18 protein-coding genes are annotated in these 24,782 nt (G+C 63.9%); 9 read left to right on the forward strand and 9 right to left on the reverse strand.

Translation table 11 applies throughout. From position 1 onward, the window contains the following. Positions 1-94: 94 nt before the first annotated feature. From P9272_RS23700 to P9272_RS23730, 7 genes are all read right to left on the reverse strand, one after another. Positions 95-553 (reverse strand): hypothetical protein, encoded by a 459-nt coding sequence (locus P9272_RS23700; protein ID WP_278162405.1) that lies wholly within the window; start codon positions 551-553, stop codon positions 95-97. A gap of 93 nt (positions 554-646) precedes the next feature. Continuing rightward, complete coding sequence (locus P9272_RS23705) at positions 647-1,822, reverse strand: MFS transporter (RefSeq protein WP_128257349.1); 1,176 nt, start codon at positions 1,820-1,822, stop codon at positions 647-649. A 20-nt stretch (positions 1,823-1,842) separates the two neighbouring features. Continuing rightward, positions 1,843-2,583, reverse strand: coding sequence for an NUDIX hydrolase (locus tag P9272_RS23710; RefSeq protein ID WP_278162406.1), 741 nt, complete (start codon positions 2,581-2,583; stop codon positions 1,843-1,845). An 88-nt stretch (positions 2,584-2,671) separates the two neighbouring features. Next, positions 2,672-3,118, reverse strand: a complete 447-nt coding sequence (locus tag P9272_RS23715; RefSeq protein ID WP_128257347.1) for a DUF983 domain-containing protein — start codon at positions 3,116-3,118, stop codon at positions 2,672-2,674. Beyond that, on the reverse strand, positions 3,118-5,424 hold the full coding sequence (rnr, locus tag P9272_RS23720; protein WP_278162407.1) for a ribonuclease R: 2,307 nt from the start codon (positions 5,422-5,424) through the stop codon (positions 3,118-3,120). The genes P9272_RS23715 and rnr overlap by 1 nt, the downstream gene beginning before the upstream one ends. Positions 5,425-5,430: 6 nt before the next feature. Further along, the gene (gene topA, locus P9272_RS23725; RefSeq protein ID WP_128257345.1) at positions 5,431-7,998 is read right to left on the reverse strand and encodes a type I DNA topoisomerase; all 2,568 of its coding nucleotides are present in this window, start codon (positions 7,996-7,998) and stop codon (positions 5,431-5,433) included. 278 nt (positions 7,999-8,276) lie between these two features. Then, positions 8,277-8,654, reverse strand: a complete 378-nt coding sequence (locus P9272_RS23730) for a hypothetical protein (protein ID WP_278162408.1) — start codon at positions 8,652-8,654, stop codon at positions 8,277-8,279. A 167-nt stretch (positions 8,655-8,821) separates the two neighbouring features. Between P9272_RS23730 and P9272_RS23735 the strand changes: the two genes are divergently transcribed. The 4 genes from P9272_RS23735 (at position 8,822) to P9272_RS23750 (ending at position 14,112) form a co-directional block, all read left to right on the forward strand. After that, positions 8,822-9,568 (forward strand): cytochrome c biogenesis CcdA family protein, encoded by a 747-nt coding sequence (locus P9272_RS23735; RefSeq protein WP_042644161.1) that lies wholly within the window; start codon positions 8,822-8,824, stop codon positions 9,566-9,568. A 146-nt stretch (positions 9,569-9,714) separates the two neighbouring features. Continuing rightward, entirely contained in the window at positions 9,715-11,085 is a 1,371-nt protein-coding gene (gene glmU / locus P9272_RS23740; protein ID WP_278162410.1) for a bifunctional UDP-N-acetylglucosamine diphosphorylase/glucosamine-1-phosphate N-acetyltransferase GlmU, read from the forward strand. A 343-nt stretch (positions 11,086-11,428) separates the two neighbouring features. Then, positions 11,429-13,252 carry a glutamine--fructose-6-phosphate transaminase (isomerizing) gene (glmS, locus tag P9272_RS23745; RefSeq protein WP_278162411.1) on the forward strand — a complete coding sequence of 608 codons (1,824 nt, stop codon included), beginning with the start codon at positions 11,429-11,431 and terminating at the stop codon, positions 13,250-13,252. 107 nt (positions 13,253-13,359) lie between these two features. Beyond that, complete coding sequence (locus P9272_RS23750; RefSeq protein WP_128257341.1) at positions 13,360-14,112, forward strand: DUF502 domain-containing protein; 753 nt, start codon at positions 13,360-13,362, stop codon at positions 14,110-14,112. Here the strand turns inward: P9272_RS23750 and recG are convergent. Beyond that, on the reverse strand, positions 14,064-16,172 hold the full coding sequence (gene recG / locus P9272_RS23755) for an ATP-dependent DNA helicase RecG (RefSeq protein ID WP_278162412.1): 2,109 nt from the start codon (positions 16,170-16,172) through the stop codon (positions 14,064-14,066). The two genes, P9272_RS23750 and recG, sit on opposite strands and share 49 nt — an antisense overlap. Positions 16,173-16,264: 92 nt before the next feature. Between recG and P9272_RS23760 the strand changes: the two genes are divergently transcribed. The 3 genes from P9272_RS23760 (at position 16,265) to P9272_RS23770 (ending at position 21,573) form a co-directional block, all read left to right on the forward strand. After that, a complete protein-coding gene (locus P9272_RS23760) occupies positions 16,265-16,552 on the forward strand; it encodes a succinate dehydrogenase assembly factor 2 (protein WP_278162413.1) in 288 nt (95 codons plus the stop codon). Between the two features lie 13 nt (positions 16,553-16,565). Then, positions 16,566-20,063: a transcription-repair coupling factor gene (mfd, locus tag P9272_RS23765; RefSeq protein WP_278162414.1), complete on the forward strand. Its 3,498-nt coding sequence runs from the start codon at positions 16,566-16,568 to the stop codon at positions 20,061-20,063. 136 nt (positions 20,064-20,199) lie between these two features. Beyond that, entirely contained in the window at positions 20,200-21,573 is a 1,374-nt protein-coding gene (locus P9272_RS23770; protein ID WP_128257337.1) for a 3-deoxy-7-phosphoheptulonate synthase class II, read from the forward strand. A 79-nt stretch (positions 21,574-21,652) separates the two neighbouring features. On the opposite strand, the gene P9272_RS23775 is transcribed toward P9272_RS23770, so the two are convergent. Then, positions 21,653-23,086 carry a glycosyltransferase family 39 protein gene (locus P9272_RS23775; protein ID WP_278162415.1) on the reverse strand — a complete coding sequence of 478 codons (1,434 nt, stop codon included), beginning with the start codon at positions 23,084-23,086 and terminating at the stop codon, positions 21,653-21,655. 339 nt (positions 23,087-23,425) lie between these two features. Between P9272_RS23775 and P9272_RS23780 the strand changes: the two genes are divergently transcribed. Continuing rightward, positions 23,426-23,989, forward strand: coding sequence for a DUF4337 domain-containing protein (locus P9272_RS23780; protein ID WP_278162416.1), 564 nt, complete (start codon positions 23,426-23,428; stop codon positions 23,987-23,989). A 49-nt stretch (positions 23,990-24,038) separates the two neighbouring features. Further along, positions 24,039-24,743, forward strand: a complete 705-nt coding sequence (locus P9272_RS23785; RefSeq protein ID WP_128257335.1) for a hypothetical protein — start codon at positions 24,039-24,041, stop codon at positions 24,741-24,743. The last annotated feature ends 39 nt before the right edge of the window (positions 24,744-24,782 follow it).

Here is a 24,782-nt window from a genome sequence, read left to right on the forward strand (position 1 = left end):
CGCGGGAAACTTGGCGCGACACATAAAGAACGCGCCCGGAAAGTCAAGCCCGGACGCCTTTTCGCCTATTTTCGGCATGGCCGATTTCACCGCTTCAAACGCTATGCTCGATCAACTGCCCCTTCCTTTGCCAGTCGCCCGTCGTGTTCCACCAGCGGTTCGGATTGGCGCGGTCGTCGAGGCCCTTGGAGCGGCTGGCGAGCAGCGGCTGAATGCGGATGACGGGCTCCTGATAGGAATGAGCCTGGAAAATCACCTCGACGACAAGGGCGGCGAGCGCCTGGTCGTCGGCGATCTCGAACGACACTTCGACGGTGCCGGGTCGCCGGCGCAGTTCCGTCTCGGGGCCGGCGGCGGCGCCCTCAATCGGCCGGTAGCGCTCGATGCCTTGCGCCGACTGATAGGCGTTGCTGTCATATTTGCCCATGCGCAGTGGTGTGATCGCCACCACCGCCTCCATGATGCGCTCGACATCGGCGGCTGGCGCCTGGAATGTGACGAGCAGAAGCAGTTCCATCCTGAGGGATTTGGTTTCAAAGCCACTGTCGATCATCGCAATTCTCCTGCCTGGCGTTTGAGGCAGGGTATAGCAGGGGTACTGCTGACACGGTGATGTCAGCAGACCCGGTGCCGGCGGCGTCGGCCGCTAGATGATCTTGCGCACCAGCCTGACCAGGACCAGAAGCATGTAGGCGGCGAAGAAGATCGCCAGCGACCAGCCGAAGCCCGAGGGGCCGAAGGCGTCCATTCCGATGCCGATCGCCTGCGGGCCAATCACCATGCCCACACCATAGCAAAGCACGAAAGCTGCGTTGGCCGAGGCCAGCTCATGGCCGGAAAGCTGGGAGCCGAGATGGGCAAGGCCGATCGTGTACATGGCCGCGACCACGCCGCCCCAGACGAACAGAAGGGCCGCCATCAGATGCCAGTTCTGCGCGAAGAACGGCATGAAGACGGTGCCGACCAGTCCGACGGTGGCGCAGGCCAGAAGCAGATAGCGGCGGTCCGAGACACGGTCGCTGATCATGCCGATCGGGATCTGCAGAAGCACGTTGCCGAGCCCGATCATCGTCAGCAGGAGCGCGGCGTCTGCCTCCGAATAGCCGATCCGGCTGCCATAGACGGGGAACAGCGAGAAACCGCCGGTCTCGACCGCGCCGAAGACAAGAACGGCGAAGGTCGCGGTCGGCACCAGCCAGATGTAGCGCAGGAAATGGCTGGTCTCGCTTTCAGCGACGATGGTCGGGCTCTCGTTGCGGGCCGCAAGCACCGGAATGGCGGCAAGCGTCACCAGCGCTATGGTGACGCCAAATGGCAGGAAGCCCGAACTGCCGAGATGGGCGAACAGCCAGGGTCCGGCGGCAAAGCCGAGCGACAAAACGGTAGCGTAGATGCCAAGCACAAGGCCGCGGCGGCTGGGCGGGGCGGAGGTGCTGATCCAGAACTCCGACAGGATGAACAGCACCGTCAGCGAGATATGCAGGGCGACGCGGAGCGGGAACCACATCCAGAAATCCGGCGCGAAATGGAAGCCGACAAAGGCGAGCGCGCCGATGGCAATCATCAACAGCATGGTCCAGGCGACGCCAAGCCGCATCGCAAGCGGCGTGGCCAGGGGCGCGCCGGCGATCGAGGCGAGGCCGGCGACAGCCGTGTTGAGGCCGATCATCGAAGCGGAATGGCCGCGGCTTTCCAGAATGACGCTGAGCAGCGGCATGCCAAGGCCGATGGCGATGCCGACGACGCTGATCGAGGAGATCGCCGCGACCATCGGCAGCCAATGTACGCGTTCGTCGCCCTGTTGTTGGGTATCGACCGTCATGGGATCAAAATGCTCTGCTTCTAAAGGACTTCGCGGACAAAGCGGTTGCGGACGAGCCGGAAGAACGGCACGGCGCCCCCCGGCCGCAGCAAGGGATCGTCGGCAAGCCGACCCTCCAGTTCTTCCAGGATCATGCCGGTGATGTCAGGAATGTCGGCCTTGCGGGCAGCGGCAAGCGGCAGCCAGACGAGTTCCTCCAGCTCGTTGGTCGGGCCGCCGCCGGGCAGTTCCACGGCAACGTCGTGGCGCCAGGCACTGAAGAAGCGCGTGTCGAAACGGCGCACGCGATTGGGCGGGGTGATGGCGCGGGCGACGAAGCGGAGCACGTCCAGCGAGGGCATCACGCCATGTTCGACGAAACCCTGCCAGTCGCGCTTCGCGGTCGAGAAGGCGCCTCTGCGGCCAATGAGCAGGCCGGCTTCCTCATAGGTCTCGCGAATCGCCGACAGGGCGATTGCCCGCACCCGCGTCGCGCTCGCACGGCCGGGACCGGCGAGCAATTTTTCCTCCTCCTGGTCCGGCAGAGGGGCGGAAACGGCAATGCGGCTATCCGCGGGATCGGTGCGCCCACCGGGAAAGACGAATTTTCCGGGCATGAATGCATGCCTTGCGTGGCGCCTGCCCATCAGAACCAGGACATCCTCGCCCCGGCGATCGAGCAGAATGAGGGTCGCGGCATCGCGCGGACGCAACGCCCGGCCGCTGCGCACAGCCAGGCCCTTATCGAGCTTGTCGACATCCGCCTTGGTCATTCCTTCCATGCGCCCGACCTAGCGGAAACTTCCTTGGTGTGAAAGTGGCTTGCGCGTCGCGGCTTTTGAACCAGGGCGAACAGCGGTGAGACCTGGCTTACGAATGGCTCTCGAATTCGTCCTTCTCGTCGCCGAAACCGTGCATATAAAGCGCCCATTGCAGGCCGATGACAGCGCCCTTGACAGGCTGCAGCAGCGCGACGGCCAGAATAATGGTCAGCGGCACCCAGATCAGCGCGTGCTGTAAGTTCGACAGCGTGGTGGTCGCCTCCACCGCCATGAAGGAGCCAACCACGATGTGGCCGACAATGACAATGACCAGATAGGCAGGCAGGTCGTCGGCCCGATGGTGGTGCAACTCCTCGCCGCAGACCTCGCACTTGTCCACGGATTTCACGAAAGCGCCGAAGAGCTTTCCCTTGCCGCAATGCGGGCAGCGGCCGAGCAAGCCGCGCTTGATCGCCATCCACAGCGGACGCGCGACGCGGCCCGAATGATGCTCACCGCCGAAAACCTGTTCTTCCACCTGGAAGTTACCTGGCATTACCGTCTCCTGCCGCGCGGTCCGACACGCGATTGCGAAGCGCGGGCGCGGCCTTTGGCCTTGTGGAACGACCGCCTTGAGCCGGGCAGGGGCTTCGGGTCGGTCAGCATCTCGAAACGCATCGCGCCGGCCATCGGAGCGACCTCGACCAGCCGAACTTCGACGCGGTCGGCAAGCTGATAGCCTTTGCCGGTGCGTTCCCCGTACAGCGATCGGGCGGTTTCGTCGTAGATATAGTAGTCGCCGCCCAGAGTTGACACCGGAATAAAGCCGTCGGCGCCATACTGCGGCAATTGGACAAAGAGTCCCGCCTTAGTGACGCCGGAAATGCGCGCGTCGAAGGTGTCGTTGAGGCGCTCGGCGAGATAGGCGGCGATCAGCCGGTCGACCGTGTCGCGCTCGGCGGCCATGGCGCGGCGCTCCGTGGCGGAAATCAGCGCGGCGACCTCTTCCAGCTGGTCCGCCTCCTGCTGGGTCAGGCCGCCTTGCCCGAGGCCAAGCGCCGAGATCAGCCCCCGGTGCACGATCAGATCGGCATAGCGGCGGATCGGCGAGGTGAAATGCGCGTAGCGACGGAGGTTGAGGCCGAAATGGCCGATATTCTTCGGCGAGTACTCGGCCTGGCTTTGCGAGCGCAGCACGACTTCATTGACCAGCGCCTCGTTGTCGGCGCCGCGCACCCGTTCCAGAATGCCGTTGAACTGGCTGGGCCGCATCTGCGCGCCGCGCGCCAGGGACAGGCTGAGCGTTTGCAGGAAGTCGCGCAGCGATTCCTGCTTGGCGAGCGACGGCGCGTCATGGATGCGGTAGACGAGGGGCTCTTTCTTGCCCTCCAACGTCTCGGCGGCCGCGACATTGGCCTGGATCATGAACTCCTCGATGAGCTTATGCGCGTCAAGGCGCTCCGGCACCACGACCCGGTCGACGGTGCCATCGGGCTTCAGCAGGATCTTGCGCTCCGGCAGGTCGAGTTCCAGCGGCTGACGGGCGTCGCGGCCGCGCTTCAGCACGGCATAAGCGTCCCAGAGCGGCTTCAGGACGCTGTCAAGGATCGGCTGTGTCTTGTCGTCCGGCACGCCGTCGATTGCCGCCTGCGCCTGCGGGTAGGCGAGCTTGGCCGTCGATTTCATCATGACGCGGTGGAAGGAATGGCGCAGCTTGCGGCCTTCCGAGGAGAAGGTCATGCGCACTGCGATCGCCGGACGATCCTCGCCCTCGCGCAGCGAGCACAGATCGTTCGAGATGCGTTCGGGCAGCATCGGCACGACCCGGTCCGGGAAATAGACAGAATTGCCGCGCTTCAACGCTTCGCGATCGAGTGGCTTGCCGTAGCGGATATAGGCGGCGACATCGGCGATCGCCACGGTGACGACGACGCCGCCGGGATTCTTCTCGTCGGTATCGGGCGCGGCGAAGACAGCGTCGTCGTGGTCCTTGGCGTCGGCGGGGTCGATGGTCACCAGCGGCAGGTCGCGCCAGTCCTCGCGGTGAGCAAGCGTGGCCGGCTTCACCGCCTCGGCCTCGGCAATCACGTCCGCCGGAAAGACATGGGGGATGTCGTGCGCGTGGATGGCGATCATCGAGACCGCCTTCTCGCTGGTGAGCGACCCCAGCACCGCCAACACCTTGGCGCGCGGCAGGCCGAAGCGAGAAGCGCGCGCCGGCTCGACCTGGACAAGATCGCCGTTCCGGGCGCCGTTCTGGAATTCCTTGTCGACGATCAGTTCCGGCTGACGGCGTTCGACAGGCTCGATGCGGAACGTACCATCCTTCAGCACGCGGAAGACGCCGAGCACCGCGTCGCTGCGTTTCTCGAAGATCTTCATCACCCGCCCGGTATAGGCAGGGCCTGACGGATCGTCAGTCGGGAAGGTTTTGGCGAGCACGCGGTCGCCGATGCCGGGCGCCGGGCCGCCGGCGCCGCGCGACAAGCGGATGGCGATGACGGGCGGAGAGCCGGCGCCGGTGTATTCGCTCGGATTGGCCAGGAGCACGCCGTCTTCGTCGCGGCCGAAAATATCGAGCACGGCGACGTGAGGCACGGCGCCGGCGCGGGTCAGGCGCTTGCGTTCCTTGTTGAGCAGACCTTCATCCTGAAGGTCGCGCAGCATATCTTTCAGCCAGACGCGGTCTTCGCCGCGCAGCGCAAACGCCTTGGCAATCTCGCGCTTGCCGGAACGGTCGGGATTTTCGGCGATGTAGCGCAGGATCTCGTCACGCGAGGGCCGATAGTCGTCTTTGACCTTGGCTCTGGTGTCGGCGTGGCGCGGATCGCCGTGGCTTCTTCCGGAGATCCTGCGCGCCACGTCCTGCTACCCCTTCTTTGCCGCCCTGCGGAAGGGCTTCTTGCCGCCTCCGCCCTTGGCTTCCTTTTCGGCGATAAGGGCGAGCGCCTCTTCCATCGTCACCGATTGCGGATCCTTGCCCTTGGGCAGCGTAGCGTTGACCTTGCCGTAATTGACATAAGGCCCGTAGCGGCCGTCACGTACCGTGATCTTGCCGCCGCCGTCGGGATGGTCGCCAAGCTCCTTCAGCGCGGCCGGCGTAGCGCCGTTGCGGCCGCCTTTGCCCTTCTGCTGCTTCTCGGCGATCACCGAGACAGCGCGGTTCAGGCCGATCGAGAACACGTCCTCGATGCTCTCCAGATTGGCGTAGGTGCCGTCATGCAGCACGAACGGACCGTAACGCCCGAGGCCGGCCGAGATCATCTTGCCGGTTTCGGGATGTTTTCCCACATCACGCGGCAGCGCCAGCAACGCCAGCGCCTTCTCGTGATCGATCGACTCCGGCGTCCAGCCTTTGGGCAGGCTGGACCGCTTGGCCTCCTTGCCTTCGCCGCGCTGTATATAGGGGCCGAAACGGCCGCTGCGCAGCGTGATCTCCTCAGCCGTGTAAGGATCCTTGCCGAGCAGCTTGACGCCGTCCTCGCCATTGCCGTTCTCGCCATTGGGGTTGGCGGCGTCGCCCAACTGGCGGGTGTAGGAACACTCCGGATAGTTCGAGCAGCCGACGAAGGCTCCGAACTTGCCGAGCTTCAGCGAGAGGTTTCCGGTGCCGCATTTCGGGCAGATGCGCGGATTGGAGCCGTCCTCGCGCTCGGGGAAGACAAGCGGCGCGAGCTCTTCGTTGAGCGCATCGAGAACGTCGGTGACGCGCAACTCCTTGATGTCGTCGACAGCGCCGGAGAAATCCCTCCAGAAGTCGCGCAACACATCCTTCCAGGCGAGCTTGCCGTCGGAAATCTCGTCGAGCTTTTCTTCAAGCGATGCTGTGAAGTCATATTCGACGTAACGCTCGAAGAAACTTTCGAGGAAGGCCGAGAGCAGCCGGCCCTTGGCCTGCGGCACCAGCTTGCGCCGGTCGATGGTGACGTAGTCGCGGTCTTCGAGCGTCTTCAGGATCGCGGTGTAGGTCGAAGGCCGGCCGATGCCGAGCTCCTCCAGCTTCTTGATCAGCGACGCCTCGGAATAGCGCGGCGGCGGCTCCGTGGTGTGCTGGGTAGCGTTGATCACCTGGCGGGCGAGTTGCTCGCCCGCGCGGATCTCGGGCAGGCGCCGACTTTCCTCGTCCTCGGCGTCCTCTTCCTTCTGGTCGGTATAAGCGGCGATGAAGCCGTCGAAGCGGACGACCGAACCGATCGCGCGCAGCTCGGCGGTGCGAGCGCCGTTGACCGCCTCGATCTCGACCGTGGTGCGCTCGATCTCGGCCGGCTGCATCTGGCTGGCGATGGCGCGCTTCCAGATCAGCTCGTAAAGGCGAGCCTGGTCGGCATCGAGATATTGCCGAACGGAAGCCGGCGTGCGCTTGAAGTCGGTCGGGCGGATAGCCTCGTGCGCTTCCTGGGCGTTTTTGGCCTTGGTGGTGTAGAAACGAGGCTTCTCCGGCAAGTACTTTGCGCCGAATTCGCTGACGATGGCATTGCGGGCGGCTTCGATAGCCTCGGGCGCCATCTGGACGCCGTCGGTTCGCATATAGGTGATGAGGCCTGCGGTCTCGCCGCCGATGTCCATGCCCTCATAGAGCTTTTGCGCCACCTGCATCGTGCGTGTGGCCGAGAAGCCGAGCCCGGAAGAGGCGGCCTGCTGTAGCGTCGAGGTGGTGAAGGGCGGGCCGGGGTTGCGCTTGGTGGGCTTGGCCTCGACCGACAGTGCCTTGAAGGTCGCGCCTTCCAGCATCGCCTTGATGTCGTCGGCCTGCGCCTTGTTGGCTATGTCGAGTTTTTGCAGCTTCTTGCCGGCAAAGGCGGTGAGCCGCGCCTCGAAGCTGTCGTTGCGCGGCGTGTTGAGGATGGCGGCGATCTGCCAATATTCCTCGCGGATGAAGCGCTCGATCTCGGACTCGCGATCGCAGACGAGGCGCAGCGCCACCGACTGCACGCGCCCCGCGGAGCGGGCGCCCGGCAGCTTGCGCCACAGCACCGGCGACAGCGTGAAGCCGACGAGATAGTCGAGCGCGCGGCGGGCGAGATAGGCGTCGACCAGGGGCGCGTCGATCTGGCGCGGATTGGCCATCGCGTCGAGCACCGAGGCCTTGGTGATGGCGTTGAAGACGACGCGGCTGACCGGCTTGTCCTTCAGCGCGCGCTTCTGCTTCAGGACTTCCAGCACATGCCAGGAAATCGCTTCGCCTTCGCGATCCGGATCGGTGGCGAGGATCAGGCCGTCGGCGTCCTTGACCGCCTTGGCGATGTCAGCGAGGCGCTTGCCGGACGCTGTGTCGACCGACCAAGACATGGCAAAATCCTCGTCAGGGCGCACCGAGCCGTCCTTGGCCGGCAGATCGCGGACATGGCCGAACGAGGCTAGAACCTTATAGTTCTTGCCGAGGTACTTGTTGATTGTCTTCGCCTTGGCCGGCGATTCGACGACGACGACGTCCATGAGGTCTCTTAATCTGTTGTGAGGCTGCGGAAGAAGGCTCCGCGGCGCACGACGAAATCCCACTCTTTTCGTCGCTCACATGGCCGCGCTTTTGCAATCGGTCAAGGGGAAGCGGGCAAATTGGGAAGCGGCCGCCGACGATACACTCTTAGAGTGTATGGCAAAGATCACATTTTTCGGGATGGAGGCATGCGGGTCTCGAACCGGCGGTGACCGGCGGAAGATGACTGGCTGCCGGATCAAGGAACCCGGCAGCCGGATCGCTCAATGAGGCGAGCTCAATCTGCTTTGACGACGTGCCAGGCTCCGCCGACGCCTTCGCCGGTCATGTCGCCGGCCTTCTTGTCCTTGATGAAGGTATAGACCGGCTTGCCGTCATAGGCCCACATATGGGTCCCGTCGGTGCGCTTGACGACAGACCAATCGCCTTCGGTCTTCGCGCTCGCCTTGGCTTTCAGCGGCGGCCAGTTGGCGGCGCATTTATCATAACAGTTGGACTTGCCTTTCTCGTCCTTGTCGAAAGTGTAGAGCGTCATGCCCTTGGCGTCGGTGTAGATCTTGGTGCCGCCGACTTCGGCCTCCTTCCAGGCCTCGGCGGCCTGGGGCGCGGCGGTGCCGAGCAGAAGGGCGGCAAACCCGAGTGCGATCGTCTTCATGCTGAATCTCTCCCTCAGAACAAAGCGCGCGATCGCGCGCTCATCCCGACAACGCGTTGGGAAGCCTGTTTCTTCCTGCGGCGAAGCGGCGACGTGCCACACAATGGTGATTGGCAGGCGTGCGCCTGCTTCGCTATATCGACGCCAGCACAATCAGGACTCATGGGATGGCACTGGACATCGGCTATGTCAGCGCGGTCGGGGCGGGGGCGATCTCGTTCCTGTCGCCTTGCGTGCTGCCGCTGGTGCCGCCCTATCTCTGTTACATGGCCGGCGTGTCGGTCGACGATTTCCGCGGCAATCATGGCGTGACGGCGCGGGAAGGCACGCGCGGCGCGCTGCTCTATGCCTCGCTTGCTTTCGTGCTCGGCTTCTCGACGGTGTTCGTCGCGCTCGGCGCCGGCGCCTCGACCATCGGCAGGCTGCTGCGCGTCTGGCAGGAGCCGCTGGCGATGGCGGCTGGCGCGCTCATCATCATCATGGGCTTGAACTTCCTAGGCATCCTGCGCATTCCGCTGCTGTCGCGGGAGGCACGCTTCCAGTCGCAGGGTAAGCCCGCAAACATGGTCGCCGCCTATGTCATGGGTCTGGCCTTCGCCTTCGGCTGGACGCCCTGCATCGGCCCGGTGCTGGGGCCGATCCTGACTTTGGCGGGCGGGCGCGAGACGGTGGGCGAGGGCGCGCTGCTGCTCGCCGCCTATTCGCTCGGGCTAGGCATTCCGTTCCTGATCGCGGCGCTGTTTTCCGGCGCCTTCATGCGCTTCCTCGGCAAATTCCGCGTCCATCTCGGCCGCGTCGAGAAGGGGATCGGCGCGCTGCTCGTCGTCGCCGGCGTGTTTTTCCTCACCGGCGGCGTGCAGAGTGTCTCCTACTGGCTGCTGGAGAATTTTCCGGTGCTGGGAAGGTTGGGCTGACTTTGCCCCGAAACCGGATCGAACTGTGGACCCGCTGACTGAGAGTAAGCTGCTCCGCCGTCTCACCGGAATTTAACCGCATTGGTGCAGCATCACGCGGCTGCTAGCATGCATTGATTCAAGCCCTTTCATACGGTTGCCCATCCATGAGCCAGAGATCCTGCCTGTCCGTCATCCTCGCCGCCGGCGAAGGCACGCGCATGAAAAGCGCCATGCCCAAGGTGCTGCACGCCATTGCCGGCCTGCCGATGGTGGCTCATGTGGTGAAGGCGGCGGAGGCGGCAGGCGCTTCTGGCCTGGCGCTGGTGATCGGCCACGGCGCCGACGAGATGCGCAAAGCGGCGCAGAAATTCGCCCCCAAGGCGGAGACTTTCGTGCAGGAGGAGCGGCTCGGCACCGCGCATGCCGTTCTGGCTTCTCGCGAAGCGATATCAAAGGGTTACGACGATATCCTCGTCATGTTCGGCGACACGCCGCTGATCGATGCGCAGGCGCTGGCCGCCGCGCGGCGGAAGCTCGCCGACGGCGCCGCGGTGGCGGTGATCGGCTTTCGCTCGCCAAGCCCGACCGGCTATGGCCGGCTGATCGAGAAGGGCGGCAAGCTCGTCGCCATTCGCGAGGAGAAGGACTGCTCCGACGAGGAGAAGAAGATCGGCTTCTGCAATGCCGGCATGATGGCGGTGGCGGGCAAGCATGCGTTGCGGCTGCTCGACAAGGTCGGCAACAAGAACGCCAAGGGCGAATACTACCTCACCGACATCGTCGAAATCGCCGGCGCGGAGGGGCTTGATGTCGTGGCTACGGAGGCGAGCTTCGAGAGCGCGCTCGGTATCAACAATCGCGCCGAGCTTGCCGAGGCAGAATCCATCTGGCAGGCGCGCCGGCGGTGTGAGGCGATGCTGTCGGGAGTTACGCTCATCGCGCCCGAAACCGTCTATTTCTCGCACGATACCGAGATTGGCGCGGACACGATCGTCGAGCCGAATGTCTGGTTCGGACCGGGCGTCAGAATAGCCTCTGGCGCCAAGATCCACGCCTTCAGCCATATCGAGGGCGCAACGATCGCTTCCAATTGCGATGTCGGGCCGTTTGCGCGGCTGCGGCCGGGCGCAGATCTTCGAAACAAGGCGAAGGTCGGCAATTTCTGCGAGGTGAAACAGGCGACGATCGAAGAGGGCGCCAAGGTCAACCACCTGACCTATATCGGCGATGCGCGCGTGGGTGCCGCGGCCAATATCGGCGCCGGCACCATCACCTGCAATTACGACGGCTACTCGAAATTCTTCACCGATATCGGCGAAGGCGCCTTTGTCGGTTCGAATTCCTCTCTGGTGGCGCCGGTCTCGATCGGCAAAGGCGGGTACATCGCTTCCGGTAGCGTGATCACCGAAAGCGTGCCCGACGACGCGCTGGCCTTCGGCCGCGCCCGCCAGAAGACGATCCCAGGCAAGGGCAAGGAATTGCGCGAGCGCTTCGCCTCGGCCGCAGCGGCAAGGAAGAAGGCGGCGGCGGAATAGGCTGCGCGGACTGACACGTGAAAGAACAGCGGTAGCGGGCCGAGTCTCAAAGACGCCTTGCGCGATCTAGCGTGGATCGTCATTTGGACGATGACGCACCCCGCGGCAAAGGATACTTAACGCTGCAGCGGTAGTTCACGAACGGCAATGTGCGTGCGCGTTTCGGTGCGGAAACGGCCGAAAAACCGAGCAATTGCGGTAACTGGATCGCAATGGCCCTCTGCCATGATGGTCCTCGAACAGAGTTCGTTTTGACACGGGACGAAACGCAAAGTGACTTTCGCGGCAGGCCGGCAATCCCTAGATAAAGCCGGGTTTTCTGCTGGGAATCAGGGGTTAGCGCATGTGCGGTATCGTTGGAATCGTCGGCCATTCGCAGGTCGCGCCGCTCATCGTCGACGCGCTGAAGCGCCTTGAATATCGCGGTTATGACTCGGCCGGCGTCGCCACCATCGAGAAGGGCGGGCTTGGACGGCGCCGCGCCGAAGGCAAGCTGATCAACCTCGAACGCCGGCTGAAGGACGAGCCGCTCGGCGGCACGATCGGCATCGGCCACACCCGTTGGGCCACCCATGGCGTCCCCAACGAGACCAATGCGCATCCGCATTTTTCCAACGGCGTCGCCATCGTCCACAACGGCATCATCGAGAATTTCGCCGAGTTGCGCGACGAGCTCACCCGCGACGGCTACACCTTCTCCTCGCAGACCGACACCGAGGTCGTCGCGCATCTTGTGGCGCGCGAGCTCGCCAAGGGTCAGAAGCCGGTGGAAGCCGCGCACGCGGCGCTGAAGCGCCTCTCGGGCGCCTTCGCGCTGGCAATCATGTTCAAGGACGACGAGGATCTGATCGTCGGCGCCCGCAACGGCCCGCCTTTGGCCGTCGGCCATGGCGAGGGCGAGATGTTCCTGGGTTCGGACGCCATCGCGCTGGCGCCCTTCACCAATTCGATCACTTATCTCGAGGACGGCGATTGGGCCGTGGTTCGTCGCGACAGCGTGACCATCTACGACATCGATGGCAACAAGGTCGACCGTAAGCGGCAGCAATCGCTGTCGACCAGCTTCATGGTCGACAAGGGCAACCGCCGGCATTTCATGGAAAAGGAAATCCATGAGCAGCCGGAGGTGATCTCGCACACGCTGGCGCATTACGTCGATTTCGTTTCAGGCAAGTCGAAGCCGCTCGCCCTTCCGTTCGACTTCGCCAAAATCGGCCGGCTGGCGCTGTCGGCCTGCGGCACCGCCTATCTCGCCGGGCTGATCTCGAAATACTGGTTCGAGCGCTATGCGCGTTTGCCCGTCGATATCGATGTCGCTTCCGAGTTCCGCTACCGCGAGATGCCGCTTTCGGCCAATGACGCGGCCTTCTTTATCTCGCAGTCGGGCGAGACCGCCGATACGCTGGCCTCGCTGCGCTATTGCCGCCAGGCCGGCATGAAGATCGGCGCTGTCGTCAATGTACGCGAATCGACCATGGCGCGCGAATCCGACGTCGTGCTGCCAACGCTTGCCGGCCCGGAGATCGGCGTCGCCTCGACCAAGGCTTTCACCTGCCAGCTGTCCGTCTTGGCTGCGCTCGCGGTCCGCGCGGGGGTGGCGCGCGGCACGATCGCGCCCGATCAGGAAAAGCGGCTGGTACGCGAGCTTTCGGAAGCGCCGCGTTTCGCCACCCAGGTGCTGAAGCTCGAGGAGCAGATCGAGCGAATCTCGCGCGAGCTCTCACACTACAAGGATGTGCTCTATCTCGGCCGCGACACCAATTTCCCGCTAGCCATGGAAGGGGCGCTGAAGCTTAAGGAAATCTCATACATCCACGCCGAGGGCTATGCCGGCGGCGAGCTCAAGCACGGGCCGATCGCGCTGATCGACGAGAACATGCCGGTGATCGTGATCGCGCCCCATGACCGCATCTTCGAAAAGACGGTGTCGAACATGCAGGAAGTGGCGGCGCGCGGCGGCAAGATCATCTTGATCACCGATGCCAAGGGTGCGGCGCAAGCAGGCATCAAGACGATGGAGACGATTATCCTGCCCGAGGTGCCGGAGATCATCGCGCCGATCATCTACGCGCTGCCGATCCAGATGCTGGCCTATTTCACCGCCGTGTTCATGGGCACAGACGTCGACCAGCCGCGCAATCTGGCGAAGTCGGTGACGGTGGAGTAACTGGATCTATGCCTTTCTGACGAAGGCGTTCTTTAAAAACTTCGCAGTTCCAAACCGGCTCGCGGTTCATTAATCTCGGCGCTGCAACATGCGCCGCGGTGAGCCCCATGTCCGACGCCCTGAAGACTTCTGGCATGACCCGGCTGAGGAACTATTTCCTGACCGGCTTCGTCGTCTGCGCGCCGCTGGCGATCACGGCCTATATCGCCTGGTCGCTGATTGGCTGGGTCGATTCCTGGGTGAAACCCTACATCCCGGCCCGCTATAATCCCGACACCTATCTGCCGTTCCCAGTGCCCGGCTTCGGGCTGATCGTGGCGCTGGTGCTGATCACGCTGATCGGTTTCCTGACGGCCAACATCGTCGGCCGCGCGATCGTCAATTTCGGCGAGCGGCTGCTCGGCCGCATGCCGCTGGTGCGCGGGATATATGGCTCGCTGAAGCAGATTTTCGAAACGGTGCTGTCGAACAAGGGTGACATGTTCCGCCAGGTCGGTCTGGTCGAATATCCGCGCAAAGGCGTCTGGTCGCTGGTGTTCGTCGCCAGCGAGAAGGAAACCGAGATCAACCAGAAGCTCGACCAGGAAGGCGATCCGCTGATTGCCGTGTTCATGCCCTGCACGCCGAACCCGACCACCGGCTTTTTGATGTATGTGCACAAATCCGAGATCGTGCTGCTCGACATGTCGATCGAGGACGGCGCCAAGCTGATCGTCTCGGCCGGCCTGGTGGCCCCCGAAGCCAAGGCCAAGCTGGTGACGCTGAATGGCGAGCCCGTCGAGGGCGGCCTTGCCAATCCGCCGCTTGGCGCTCAACCGGCGCGCAGCAGCCGTACCGCCTCGTCGCGGCCGAACAGATAAAGCAACAGCCGCAGCGCCTCGCCGCGTTCGGACTGCAGTTCCGGGTCGCGCGACAGGATCAACCGCGCATCGTCGCGTGCCGCTTCCAGCAGGTCCGCATGGAATTCGATCCGCGCAACCTGGAAGCCAGGCGTGCCGGACTGGCGGGTGCCGAGCAATTCGCCTTCGCCACGCAGTTTCAGATCCTCCTCGGCGATCTTGAAGCCGTCCTCGGTCTCGCGCATCACCGACAGGCGGCGCTTTGCCGTCTCGCCGAGCGGGTCCTTGTAGAGCAGCACGCATGAGGAGGGCTTGTCGCCGCGCCCGACGCGGCCGCGCAACTGGTGCAACTGGGCAAGTCCGAAGCGCTCCGCATGCTCGATGACCATGATGGTGGCGTCCGGCACGTCGACGCCGACTTCGATGACGGTGGTGGCAATCAGGATGCGTGTCTCGCCCTCCTTGAAGGCGCGCATCGCTTCGTCCTTCTCGGCACCCTTCATGCGGCCGTGCACGAGGCCGATGCGGTCGCCGAACAGTGGCTTCAGCGAAGCAAAGCGATCCTCCGCCGACATCAGTTTTATTTCTTCGGATTCCTCGACCAGCGGGCAGATCCAGTAGATTTTCTGGCCCTCGGCGACCGCGTCGCGCATACGGCCGACCAAGTCGTCCAGCCGCTCCATCGGCAGGGTCACGGTGCGGATTGGCTGCCGGCCGGCCGGCTTTTCGGTGAGCTTCGAGACGTCCATGTCGCCGAAGGCGGTGAGCACCAGCGTGCGCGGGATCGGCGTCGCCGTCATCACCAGCATATCCGGCGCATCGCCCTTGGCCGTGATGGCGACGCGCTGGTGGACGCCGAACCGATGCTGCTCGTCGATAACTGCCAGCACAAGATCGTGGAATGTCACCGTTTCCTGGAACAGCGCATGCGTGCCGACGACGATGTCGATCGCGCCGCTGGCAAGGCCTGCAAGCGTTTCGGCACGCTCGCGGCCCTTCTCGCGCCCGGTGAGGATGGCGAGGCGCAAGCCGGCTTTCTCGGCCAGCGGCGCGATGGTCGCCAGATGCTGGCGCGCCAGGATTTCGGTCGGGGCCATCAGCGCCGCCTGGCCGCCGGCCTCGACTGCGCGCGCCATGGCAAGCAGGGCCACCACCGTCTTGCCGGAGCCGACATCCCCTTGCAGCAGACGCAGCATGCGTTCGGGGTCGGCGAGATCGGCGTTGATCTCGCCGAGCGCGAATTCCTGGCTTGGGGTGAGCCTGTAGGGCAGGGCGGCGCGCAGTTTCTCGACGATGCTGTCGTCGCCGATGAGAGGCCGGCCCGACAGACGGCGGATTCTGGCCCGCACCAGCGCCAGCGACACCTGGCCGGCCAGCAATTCATCATAGGCGATACGACGCCAGGCGGATCCCTCGACGGCGACGTCGATGGGGTCCTTCGGATAATGGATGCGGGCCAGAGCAGCGCCGAAGGATGGAAAGGTATGGCGGCGCATGAAGGCGTTGTCCTGCCATTCCGGCAGGTCCGGCAACCGGCCCAGCGCCTGTCCGATGGCGCGGCGCAGCACCTTGGCCGACAGGCCGGCGGTGAGCGGGTAGACCGGTTCGACCAGCGGCAGGCCCTCGGCCTCGTCGACCGGCGCGATATGATCCGGATGGACCATGGTCGGGCGACCGTTGAACCATTCCATGCGGCCGGAGATGACGACCCGTTCGCCTTCGGGCAGCATCTTCTGCAAATAGGCCGCGTGGGCGTGGAAGAAGGTCAGCGCGACCTCGCCGGTGTCGTCATGGGCGTAGACGCGGTACGGCACCGACCTGTTGCCGCGCGGTGGCGGCTGGTGACGGTCGACCCGCACCTCGAGCGTGACGATCTGGCCCCCGGCCGAAAGCGCGATGCCGGGCCGGTTGCGGCGGTCGATCACGGTGTTGGGCAGCAAGAACAAAAGATCGGCGGCGCGCGCGGCGCGATCGCCCAGATCGGCCGGCACGACACGCTCGATCAGCAAGCCAACCTTCGGGCCGACCCCGGCGAGCGAAGTGATCGGGACGAACAACGGATCGAGGATGGTGGGACGCATCCTGTCAGCTTATGTCGCGACGGCCGCAGCGCAAGGCTGACACCGGTCCCTATCCACGCTATATGCGCCGCTTCGAACAAGGATAGCGCGCCATGACCGGAACACAGCGATCAAGCGAGGGGCTGGATGCCCGGCGCCGCAAGCTCCTGTTCCGCTCCTGGCATCGCGGCATCCGCGAGATGGACCTGATCCTCGGTTCGTTCGCCGACGCAGAGATCGGCGCCTTGACCGGCGATGAAATCGACCAATATGAGAGGCTTCTCGAAATCCCCGACATCGAATTCCTGTCGATGGTCACCGGCGAGCGCCCGGTTTTGCCTGATATCGATTGCGCGGTTCTGCGGAAGATACTGGCGTCGCGCGGGACCATGACATTTTGAAAAACGCATATTGATGAGCCTTATCCCCACAATCGGCCTGCCCAAGGGCCGCGCCGGCCAGTTCATTGTCGACGGCGTCGCCGACGGCTACGAAGCCTTCGCCCTGGTCCAGACGGCGCAAGAGATCGCGTCCGACAAGCCGGTGCTGTTCGTCGCGCGCGACGGCCAGCGACTGCCGGCGATCATCGAGGCGCTCGCGTTTGCCGCTCCCGGCCTGCCAGTGCTGGAACTGCCGGCCTGGGACTGCTTGCCCTACGATCGCGTCTCGCCCGGCGCCGATGCGGCAGCTCGTCGGCTCGACGCGCTATCGGCCATGATCGCGCTGGCGAAGAAGCCGCATCGCGCCGTGATCCTGACCACCGCCAACGCGCTATTGCAGCGCATCCCGCCGGCCGATTTGATCGAAGCGCAGACCTTTCACGCCAGGCCCGGCAACCAGATCGACATGAACGCGCTGATCGCGCGGCTGGAGATTTCCGGCTTCGAGCGCGTGCCGACGGTACGCGGGCTCGGCGAATTCGCTGTGCGCGGCGGCATTCTCGACCTTTTCGCTCCCGGCTGGAGCGAGGCGCTGCGGCTCGACTTCTTCGGCGATACGCTGGAATCGATCCGTGTCTTCGACGTGGCCACCCAGCGCACCACCGGGCAGCGCAAGTCGATGTCGCTGCAGGCGATGAGTGAAGTCGCGCTGACGCCGGAGACGATCAGCCGCTTTCGTCGCTCCTATATCGAGGCTTTCGGCGCGCCCTCGCGCGACGATGCGCTCTATGCGGCAGTGAGCGAAGGCCGGCGCTTTGCCGGCATGGAGCACTGGCTGCCGTTTTTCTATGAGCGGCTGGAGACCGTGTTCGACTATCTGCCGGATGCGCCCGTGGTTTTCGACCATCTGGCGCATGAGGCGTTGGCCGAGAGGCACACGCTGATCCTCGACCATTACGAGGCGCGCCGGAGACAGGCCGACAGCGCCCTGAAGGATGCCGTGCCCTACAAGCCGGTGGCGCCGGACCTGCTTTACCTGTCGCCGGACAATCTCAAGGCTTCGCTCGGTCCGCGCGAAGACATCGACTTCACCGTCTTCGATGCCCCGGATGTCGGAGGCAAAAAGGTCTTCCATGCCGGCTCGCGGCACGGCCGCAGCTTTGCCGAGGAGCGAGCTGACCCGAACATCAACGTCTTCGACGTGGTGGTGAAGCACATTGCCGATGAGCATGCCGCGCGTCGCCGCGTCATCGTGGCCGGCTGGACAGAGGGCTCGCTCGACCGGCTCGGCCAAATTCTCGCCGAACATCATCTTGGCAATCTGAAACCGGTCGCGACGCTTGCCGAGGTCGAAAAGCTCGAGCCGGGGCAGGCAGGCCTTGCCGTTTTGCCGCTCGAATCCGGTTTCGAGACCGACGACATGGTCGTCGTCGCCGAGCAGGACATCCTCGGCGACCGGCTGATCCGGCGTTCGAAGCGCAAGAAGAAGGCTTCCGACTTCATCGCCGAAGCCTCGGCACTGTCCGCCGGCGACATCGTCGTCCATGCCGACCATGGCATCGGTCGCTTCATCGGGCTGCGCACCATCGAGGCGGTCGGCGCGCCGCATGACTGCCTCGAAATCCACTATGCGGGCGACGACCGCCTGTTCCTGCCGGTTGAAAACATCGAGCTTCTGTCGCGTTATGGATCGGATTCGGCCGAAGCGACGCTCGACAAGCTGGGCGGCGGCGCCTGGCAGGCACGCAAGGCGCGGCTGAAGCGCCGCCTGCTCGACATGGCCGGGCAATTGATCCGCATCGCCGCCGAGCGGCAGATGCGCGCCGCGCCCGCGATGATCCCGGCGGAAGGGCTTTATGGAGAGTTCGCCGCGCGTTTCCCGTACGAGGAGACTGACGACCAGCAGACGGCGATCGACGCCGTCATGGACGATCTCGGCGCCGGCAAGCCGATGGACCGGCTGGTCTGCGGCGACGTCGGCTTCGGCAAGACGGAGGTAGCGCTGCGCGCCGCCTTCATCGCCGCCATGGAAGGGTTCCAGGTGGCGGTCGTGGTGCCGACGACGCTGTTGTCGCGCCAGCATTTCAAGACGTTCTCGCAGCGCTTCTCGGGCCTGCCGATCCGCATCGCCCAGGCCTCGCGTCTTGTCGGTTCCAAGGAATTGGCCGAGACCAAGAAGGGCGTTGCCGAGGGCACGGTCGACATAGTGGTCGGCACGCATGCGCTGCTCGGCAGCTCGATCTCGTTCAAGAATCTCGGACTTCTGATCATCGACGAGGAGCAGCATTTCGGCGTCAAGCACAAGGAGCGGCTGAAGGAGCTCAAGAACGACGTGCATGTGCTCACGCTGTCGGCGACGCCGATCCCACGCACTCTGCAACTGGCGCTGACCGGCGTGCGCGAGCTGTCGCTGATCGCCACGCCGCCAGTCGATCGCATGGCGGTGCGCACCTTCATCTCGCCCTTCGATCCGCTGGTCATCCGCGAGACGCTGCTGCGCGAGCGCTATCGCGGTGGCCATTCCTTCTATGTCGTGCCGCGCATCAGCGATCTGGCTGAAATCCATGATTTCCTGAAGGAATCGGTGCCGGAGCTGAAGGTGGCGGTGGCGCACGGCCAGATGCCGCCGGGCGAGCTCGACGATATCATGAACGCTTTCTACGACGGGCAGTACGACGTGCTCCTGTCGACGACCATCGTCGAATCCGGCCTTGATATCCCGACCGCAAACACGCTGATCATCCACCGCGCCGACATGTTCGGCCTGGCGCAGCTCTACCAGCTGCGCGGCCGTGTCGGCCGCTCCAAGGTGCGCGCCTATGCACTGTTCACGCTGCCTGTCAATCGCAAGTTGACCGACACGGCCGAGCGCCGGCTGAAGGTGCTGCAATCGCTCGACACGCTGGGCGCCGGCTTCCAGCTTGCCAGCCACGACCTCGATATCCGCGGCGCGGGAAATCTGCTCGGCGAAGAGCAGTCCGGGCACATCAAGGAGGTCGGCTTCGAGCTCTACCAGCAGATGCTGGAGGAGGCGGTTGCGGAGGTGAAGGACACCGGTGAAGTTCAGGATGGCGGCTGGTCGCCGCAGATCGCGGTCGGCACGGCCGTGATGATCCCGGAAAGCTATGTGCCCGATCTGCAGCTCCGCATGGCGCTTTACCGCCGGCTGGGCGACCTCGAAACCACCGAGGAGATTGACGGTTTCGGTGCCGAACTGATCGACCGTTTTGGGCCGCTGCCGGAAGAGGTGATGCATCTGTTGAAGATCGTCTTCATCAAGGCGCTCTGCCGCAAGGCCAATGTCGAGAAGCTCGATGCCGGCCCCAAGGGCGTCGTTGTCCACTTCCGCAAGCGCGAATTCCCCAATCCGGTCGGGCTGGTCAAGTTCATCGGCGAGCAAGGCTCGCTGGCCAAGATCAGGGCTGATCACAGCGTCGTCTTCATCCGCGACTGGCCGAACGCGGAGAAGCGGCTGGCGGGCTCGGCTGTTGTCATGACGCAACTGGCGCGGATGGTCGACAAGACGGCGTAGCAGCATCCCAACCATTCGCCACCGCTGAAAAACCCGGCTAGAATAGGCAATCGGCTTCGTGTAAGGAGCCGCGACGTCTTGTTGGGGCGAAAATAGCGGGCGAGGGTGCTCGCTGATAAGAGTATTGGGTGCAGCGATGACGAAATGGTCGCCGAATTCGTGGAGAGAAAAGCCGATCAAGCAGGTTCCGGCCTATCCGGACCTTGCCGCGCTGAAGGCGACGGAAGCCCAGCTCGCCACTTTCCCGCCGCTGGTTTTTGCCGGTGAGGCGCGCAAGCTGAAGAAGCAACTGGCGGCGGTCGCGGCCGGCGAAGCCTTCCTGCTCCAGGGTGGCGACTGCGCCGAGAGCTTTGCCGAGCATGGGGCCGACAACATCCGCGACTTCTTCCGGGTCTTCCTGCAGATGTCGGTGGTGCTCACCTTCGCCGGCGCGCAGCCGGTGGTGAAGGTCGGCCGCGTCGCCGGCCAGTTCGCCAAGCCGCGCTCCTCCGACAACGAGACCAAGGGCGGGGTGACATTGCCGAGCTACCGCGGCGACATCATCAACGGCATCGAGTTCGACGCCAAGTCGCGCATCCCGGATCCTGCCCGGCAGGAGATGGCCTACCGCCAGTCGGCCGCGACGCTCAACCTTCTGCGCGCCTTCGCCCAAGGCGGGTATGCCAGCCTCGAGAACGTGCATCGCTGGATGCTGGGCTTCGTCGCTGACAGTCCGCAAGGCGAGAAGTACGAGTCGCTTGCGAACCGCATCACCGAGACGATGGAATTCATGCGCGCGGTGGGCATCACATCGGAAACCAATTTCGCGCTGCGCGAGACCGATTTCTACACCAGCCACGAGGCATTGCTTCTCGGTTACGAGGAGGCGCTGACTCGGGTCGATTCCACCTCCGGCGACTGGTACGCCACGTCGGGCCACATGATCTGGATCGGGGACCGCACCCGCCAGCCCGACCATGCACATGTCGAATATTGCCGCGGCATCAAGAATCCGCTTGGCCTGAAGTGCGGACCTTCGCTTACGCCGGATGGTTTGCTGGAACTGATCGATCTGCTCAATCCCGAGAATGAGCCTGGACGGCTGACGCTGATTGCGCGCTTCGGCTCCGACAAGGTGGCCGAGCACCTGCCGAAGCTGGTGCGGGCGGTGAAGAAGGAAGGCCGCAGCGTCGTGTGGTCGTCCGATCCGATGCATGGCAACACCATCGAGGCGGCTGGCTACAAAACGCGGCCCTTCGACCGTATCCTCAAGGAAGTGCAGACCTTCTTCGAGGTGCATCGCGCCGAAGGCACGCATCCAGGCGGCATTCATGTCGAAATGACTGGCAAGAACGTGACCGAATGCACGGGCGGCGCCCGCGCCATCACGGCGGAAGACCTGCAGGACCGCTATCACACACATTGCGATCCGCGCCTAAACGCGGATCAGGCGATTGAGCTCGCCTTCCTGGTCTCTGACCTGCTCAAGAAGAGCCATCCGATCCAGCACAAGCAGGTTGCCAACGGCTAATCAGTGCGCAGGCGATTGAGCCGCCTACGAGGTCGGCGCCTTGTCAATCAAGGTGGTCGGAATCAGCTTGCGCGGTCGGTCATTCCGGGTCGGGTGGACCGGCCGGATCTCCCGGGAAACTGGTCCTGCCGGGAGGAATGACGGCAAAGTTGATCTCCAGGGGCGGCGCCTTGAGCGACCAGTCGAACGACACCGTCTTGACCGGCAGGCCGTCCATCCAGGCCAGCTGTCGCGGAGTGAGTTCCCAGCCTTTCGACCACACTAGCAGCATGCCTTCATCTTGAAGGCGCTGGTCCGTGATCCAAGGAGCGAGACGTCTGTCGAGCGTCGTGAAGATCGACGGCTGGTCCGGAGCTTCGAGCCCGGCAAGCCTTGCGACGCCGTCGTCGCCACCGACGATGCGGAGCGGTGCATTTACCGTCTCATGCCAGATCGCATCGGCGGCCTGCGAAATCGATCGCGCCGGCCAGCAAACGGGCTGGGTGTGACCGAGGACGTTGCAACTGGTCCAGCGGGTCGCCGCATAGGCGCCCGATACGCCGACCACGCAGAGCAGCGCCAGCAGGCTTAGCCGACGCAATTCCTTCGGCCCCAGGCGATGGCCCAAGAGCGCAATGGCAAGAGCGCCCACGAGGTTGTACATCGTCGCGCCCCAGGACTCGCCAGTGCCTGTAAACAGCGAGGCGATCATGACCAGGAGCGCCGGCCCCAGACCCATCCATGCCAGGTAGATGATCGCGCGCGGCTCGGGAGCGACGGAGGCCGGCAACGGTTCTTCCGAGGGCCTGGGCTGCCGCTGCAGCAGGCCGGCAAGACCGAGAACGACGACAAACCCGCACAGTCCAGCAAGTTGAACCCCAATATAATAAAGCCGCGCCCGGTGGGCGAGGACCCACTCGTTGCGGTGCGCGGCGTAGGTCAGCGGCAGGAAATCGAGTCGGAAAAGCTCGACCACCAGCGGCGCCGCGATGCCAAGGAAAACCGCAAGGCCAAGCCACGGCCATGGGGTGGCGAGCCGGCTCCGGGCACGGGTATCGAATAAGAGCCAGATGCCGCCGAAAGCCAGCAACAAAGCCGTCGAGAACTTGGCATAGAGTCCGAGGCCCGAGACGAGGCCGAGGGCGAGCCACCAGCCGGGCCGTCCGTCGCGCGCCGCGCGCCACAATAGCCATGAGATGCCGGCCCAGAAAGGCATCTGCGCATAGTCGTGGTTGAATTGCGGGGTCGGCCAGCCGAAGAAGTATATCGAGGGCATCAGCAGCACTGCGGCAAGAGCGCGGGTCGAACCCATGATGTCGCGCGCCAGAAGATAGACCAGGACGAAGGTCGTCGTGATCATCAGTTGCGACAGCATATATTGCGGCCAACGGAACGAACCGGTCAGGAGGTGGCTGATCTCGAGCAGCCAGCAGGGGAGTTGTGGGTGCTTATAGGTTAACAACACCCATTCCCGACCCCACATGAACCCTTCGACGACGTCGGTTGGTGGCCCGACGTTGACGAGCGCCGGCATGATGGTCCAGCACAGAAGCTGAGCAACGCACAAAAGCGCAAGGAAGTGTGAGGGCCTGCGCAGCAGGTCGTCCCACCGTGGCGCTTGGCGTGGGAGCGCGCTTGATGTCAGCTCGCCCGCCGGCCAAACATTCGTGGATTCCCTGGTTCCCGACATTCGTTCCTGAATTTGTGTATCGGCTGAATTGCGTGCGCTTAAATCACATCGGGTGGATTTTCCAATAGTCCCCACCGCAAACCTTACGAAAATGTATGCTTTCACCACCATTGCAAAACCAAGATTGCGAAGGAGTTGTCGCTGCTGAAACCAAATATACCGGCAGGATCCGGCGGGACTTCAATGGAAGACGAAACGCAGGAACATCTGGAACACGCAGAGCATGCCGAACATGCCGCCCATGAAGGCAATCCCTTTCTGACGACCGTGTCGGTGACGATAGCTGTACTTGCCGTCCTGGCGGCGACAGTGGGCAGCTTCGAGTCGCTCGAGACCGCCGAGGCGATCAACGACAAAAGCGAGGCAGCCTATCTGCAAAACAAGGCGAGCGATCAGTGGGGGTTCTTCCAGGCCAAAAGCATAAAGAAGAACAGCTATCAAATCGCGGCTGCAATGGGCGGGCCCGCTGCTGCCCAGTTCCAGTCCAGCGCGAAGCGCAACGAGGCCGATGAGGCAGAGATACAAGCCAAGGCGACCGAGTTCGAAAAGCAGGTGGACGAAAAGCTGCGCGACAGCGAAATTCGCGAGCATCGGCATCACGTGCTGACATTCGGCGTCACGCTGCTCCACATCTCCATCGCCGTCGCGACACTGTCGATCGTCACCCGTGGCAAACGCTGGCCTTGGTTGACGTCCTTGGGCTTGGGGGCGCTCGGCATTATCGCGGCAGGTTTCGCCTATGCCTGACAGACCAGGATCACACTCGTCCGCTGCCATTCCCAATACAGGGTCCGCCATGCGCCACGAACATGCCATCATCCATCACCGCGGGCTCGATTTCTGGTCGGCGCGTGCAGCGGTTCTCGTCATCATCTGCCTGCAGCTTCTGGTCATCAACGATCTGTCGTTTGGCCCGCGCTGGCTGGCGCCCGCAATCGAGACCGCACTCCTTGTGCCCCTGTCGATAGCAACGGCTTGGACGCAGATGCAGACGCAGAAGGCAGTCGACCACGAGCATTGGTATACGATCGGCCAGTTGCGCCTCTACATTCGCCGCGCGGCATTGGTGATGACCGGCATCATCAGCGTCATGAATTGCGGATCGCTGGTGTTCCTGGTGCGGGCGCTGCTCGAGGGGCATGCCGGTGCCGGCACGACCCTGCTCGTCGACGCCCTCAATATCTGGGTCACCAATGTGATTGTCTTCGCGCTGTGGTTTTGGAGCACCGACCGCGGCGGCCCGCCGACCTGCGGCCTGGTCAAGCGAGCCCATGCCGACTTCCTGTTCCCGCAAATGACGCTGCCCGATCGCGAGATACAAGGCTGGCTGCCCGGCTTCGTCGACTACGTCTTCCTGGCCTTCACCAATGCCACGGCGTTCTCGCCGACCGACACCTTGCCACTCACGCAGCGCGCTAAGCTTCTGATGATGGCCGAAGCGATGATCTCGCTGCTGACAATTGCGCTGGTGGCGGCGCGGGCGGTGAACATACTGGCATAGCTATCTGCCGGCCCGTCCTGAGCGTCGACAGAGTTTTGC

Source organism: Mesorhizobium sp. WSM4976 (assembly GCF_029625685.1).
Taxonomy (GTDB): Bacteria; Pseudomonadota; Alphaproteobacteria; order Rhizobiales; family Rhizobiaceae; genus Mesorhizobium.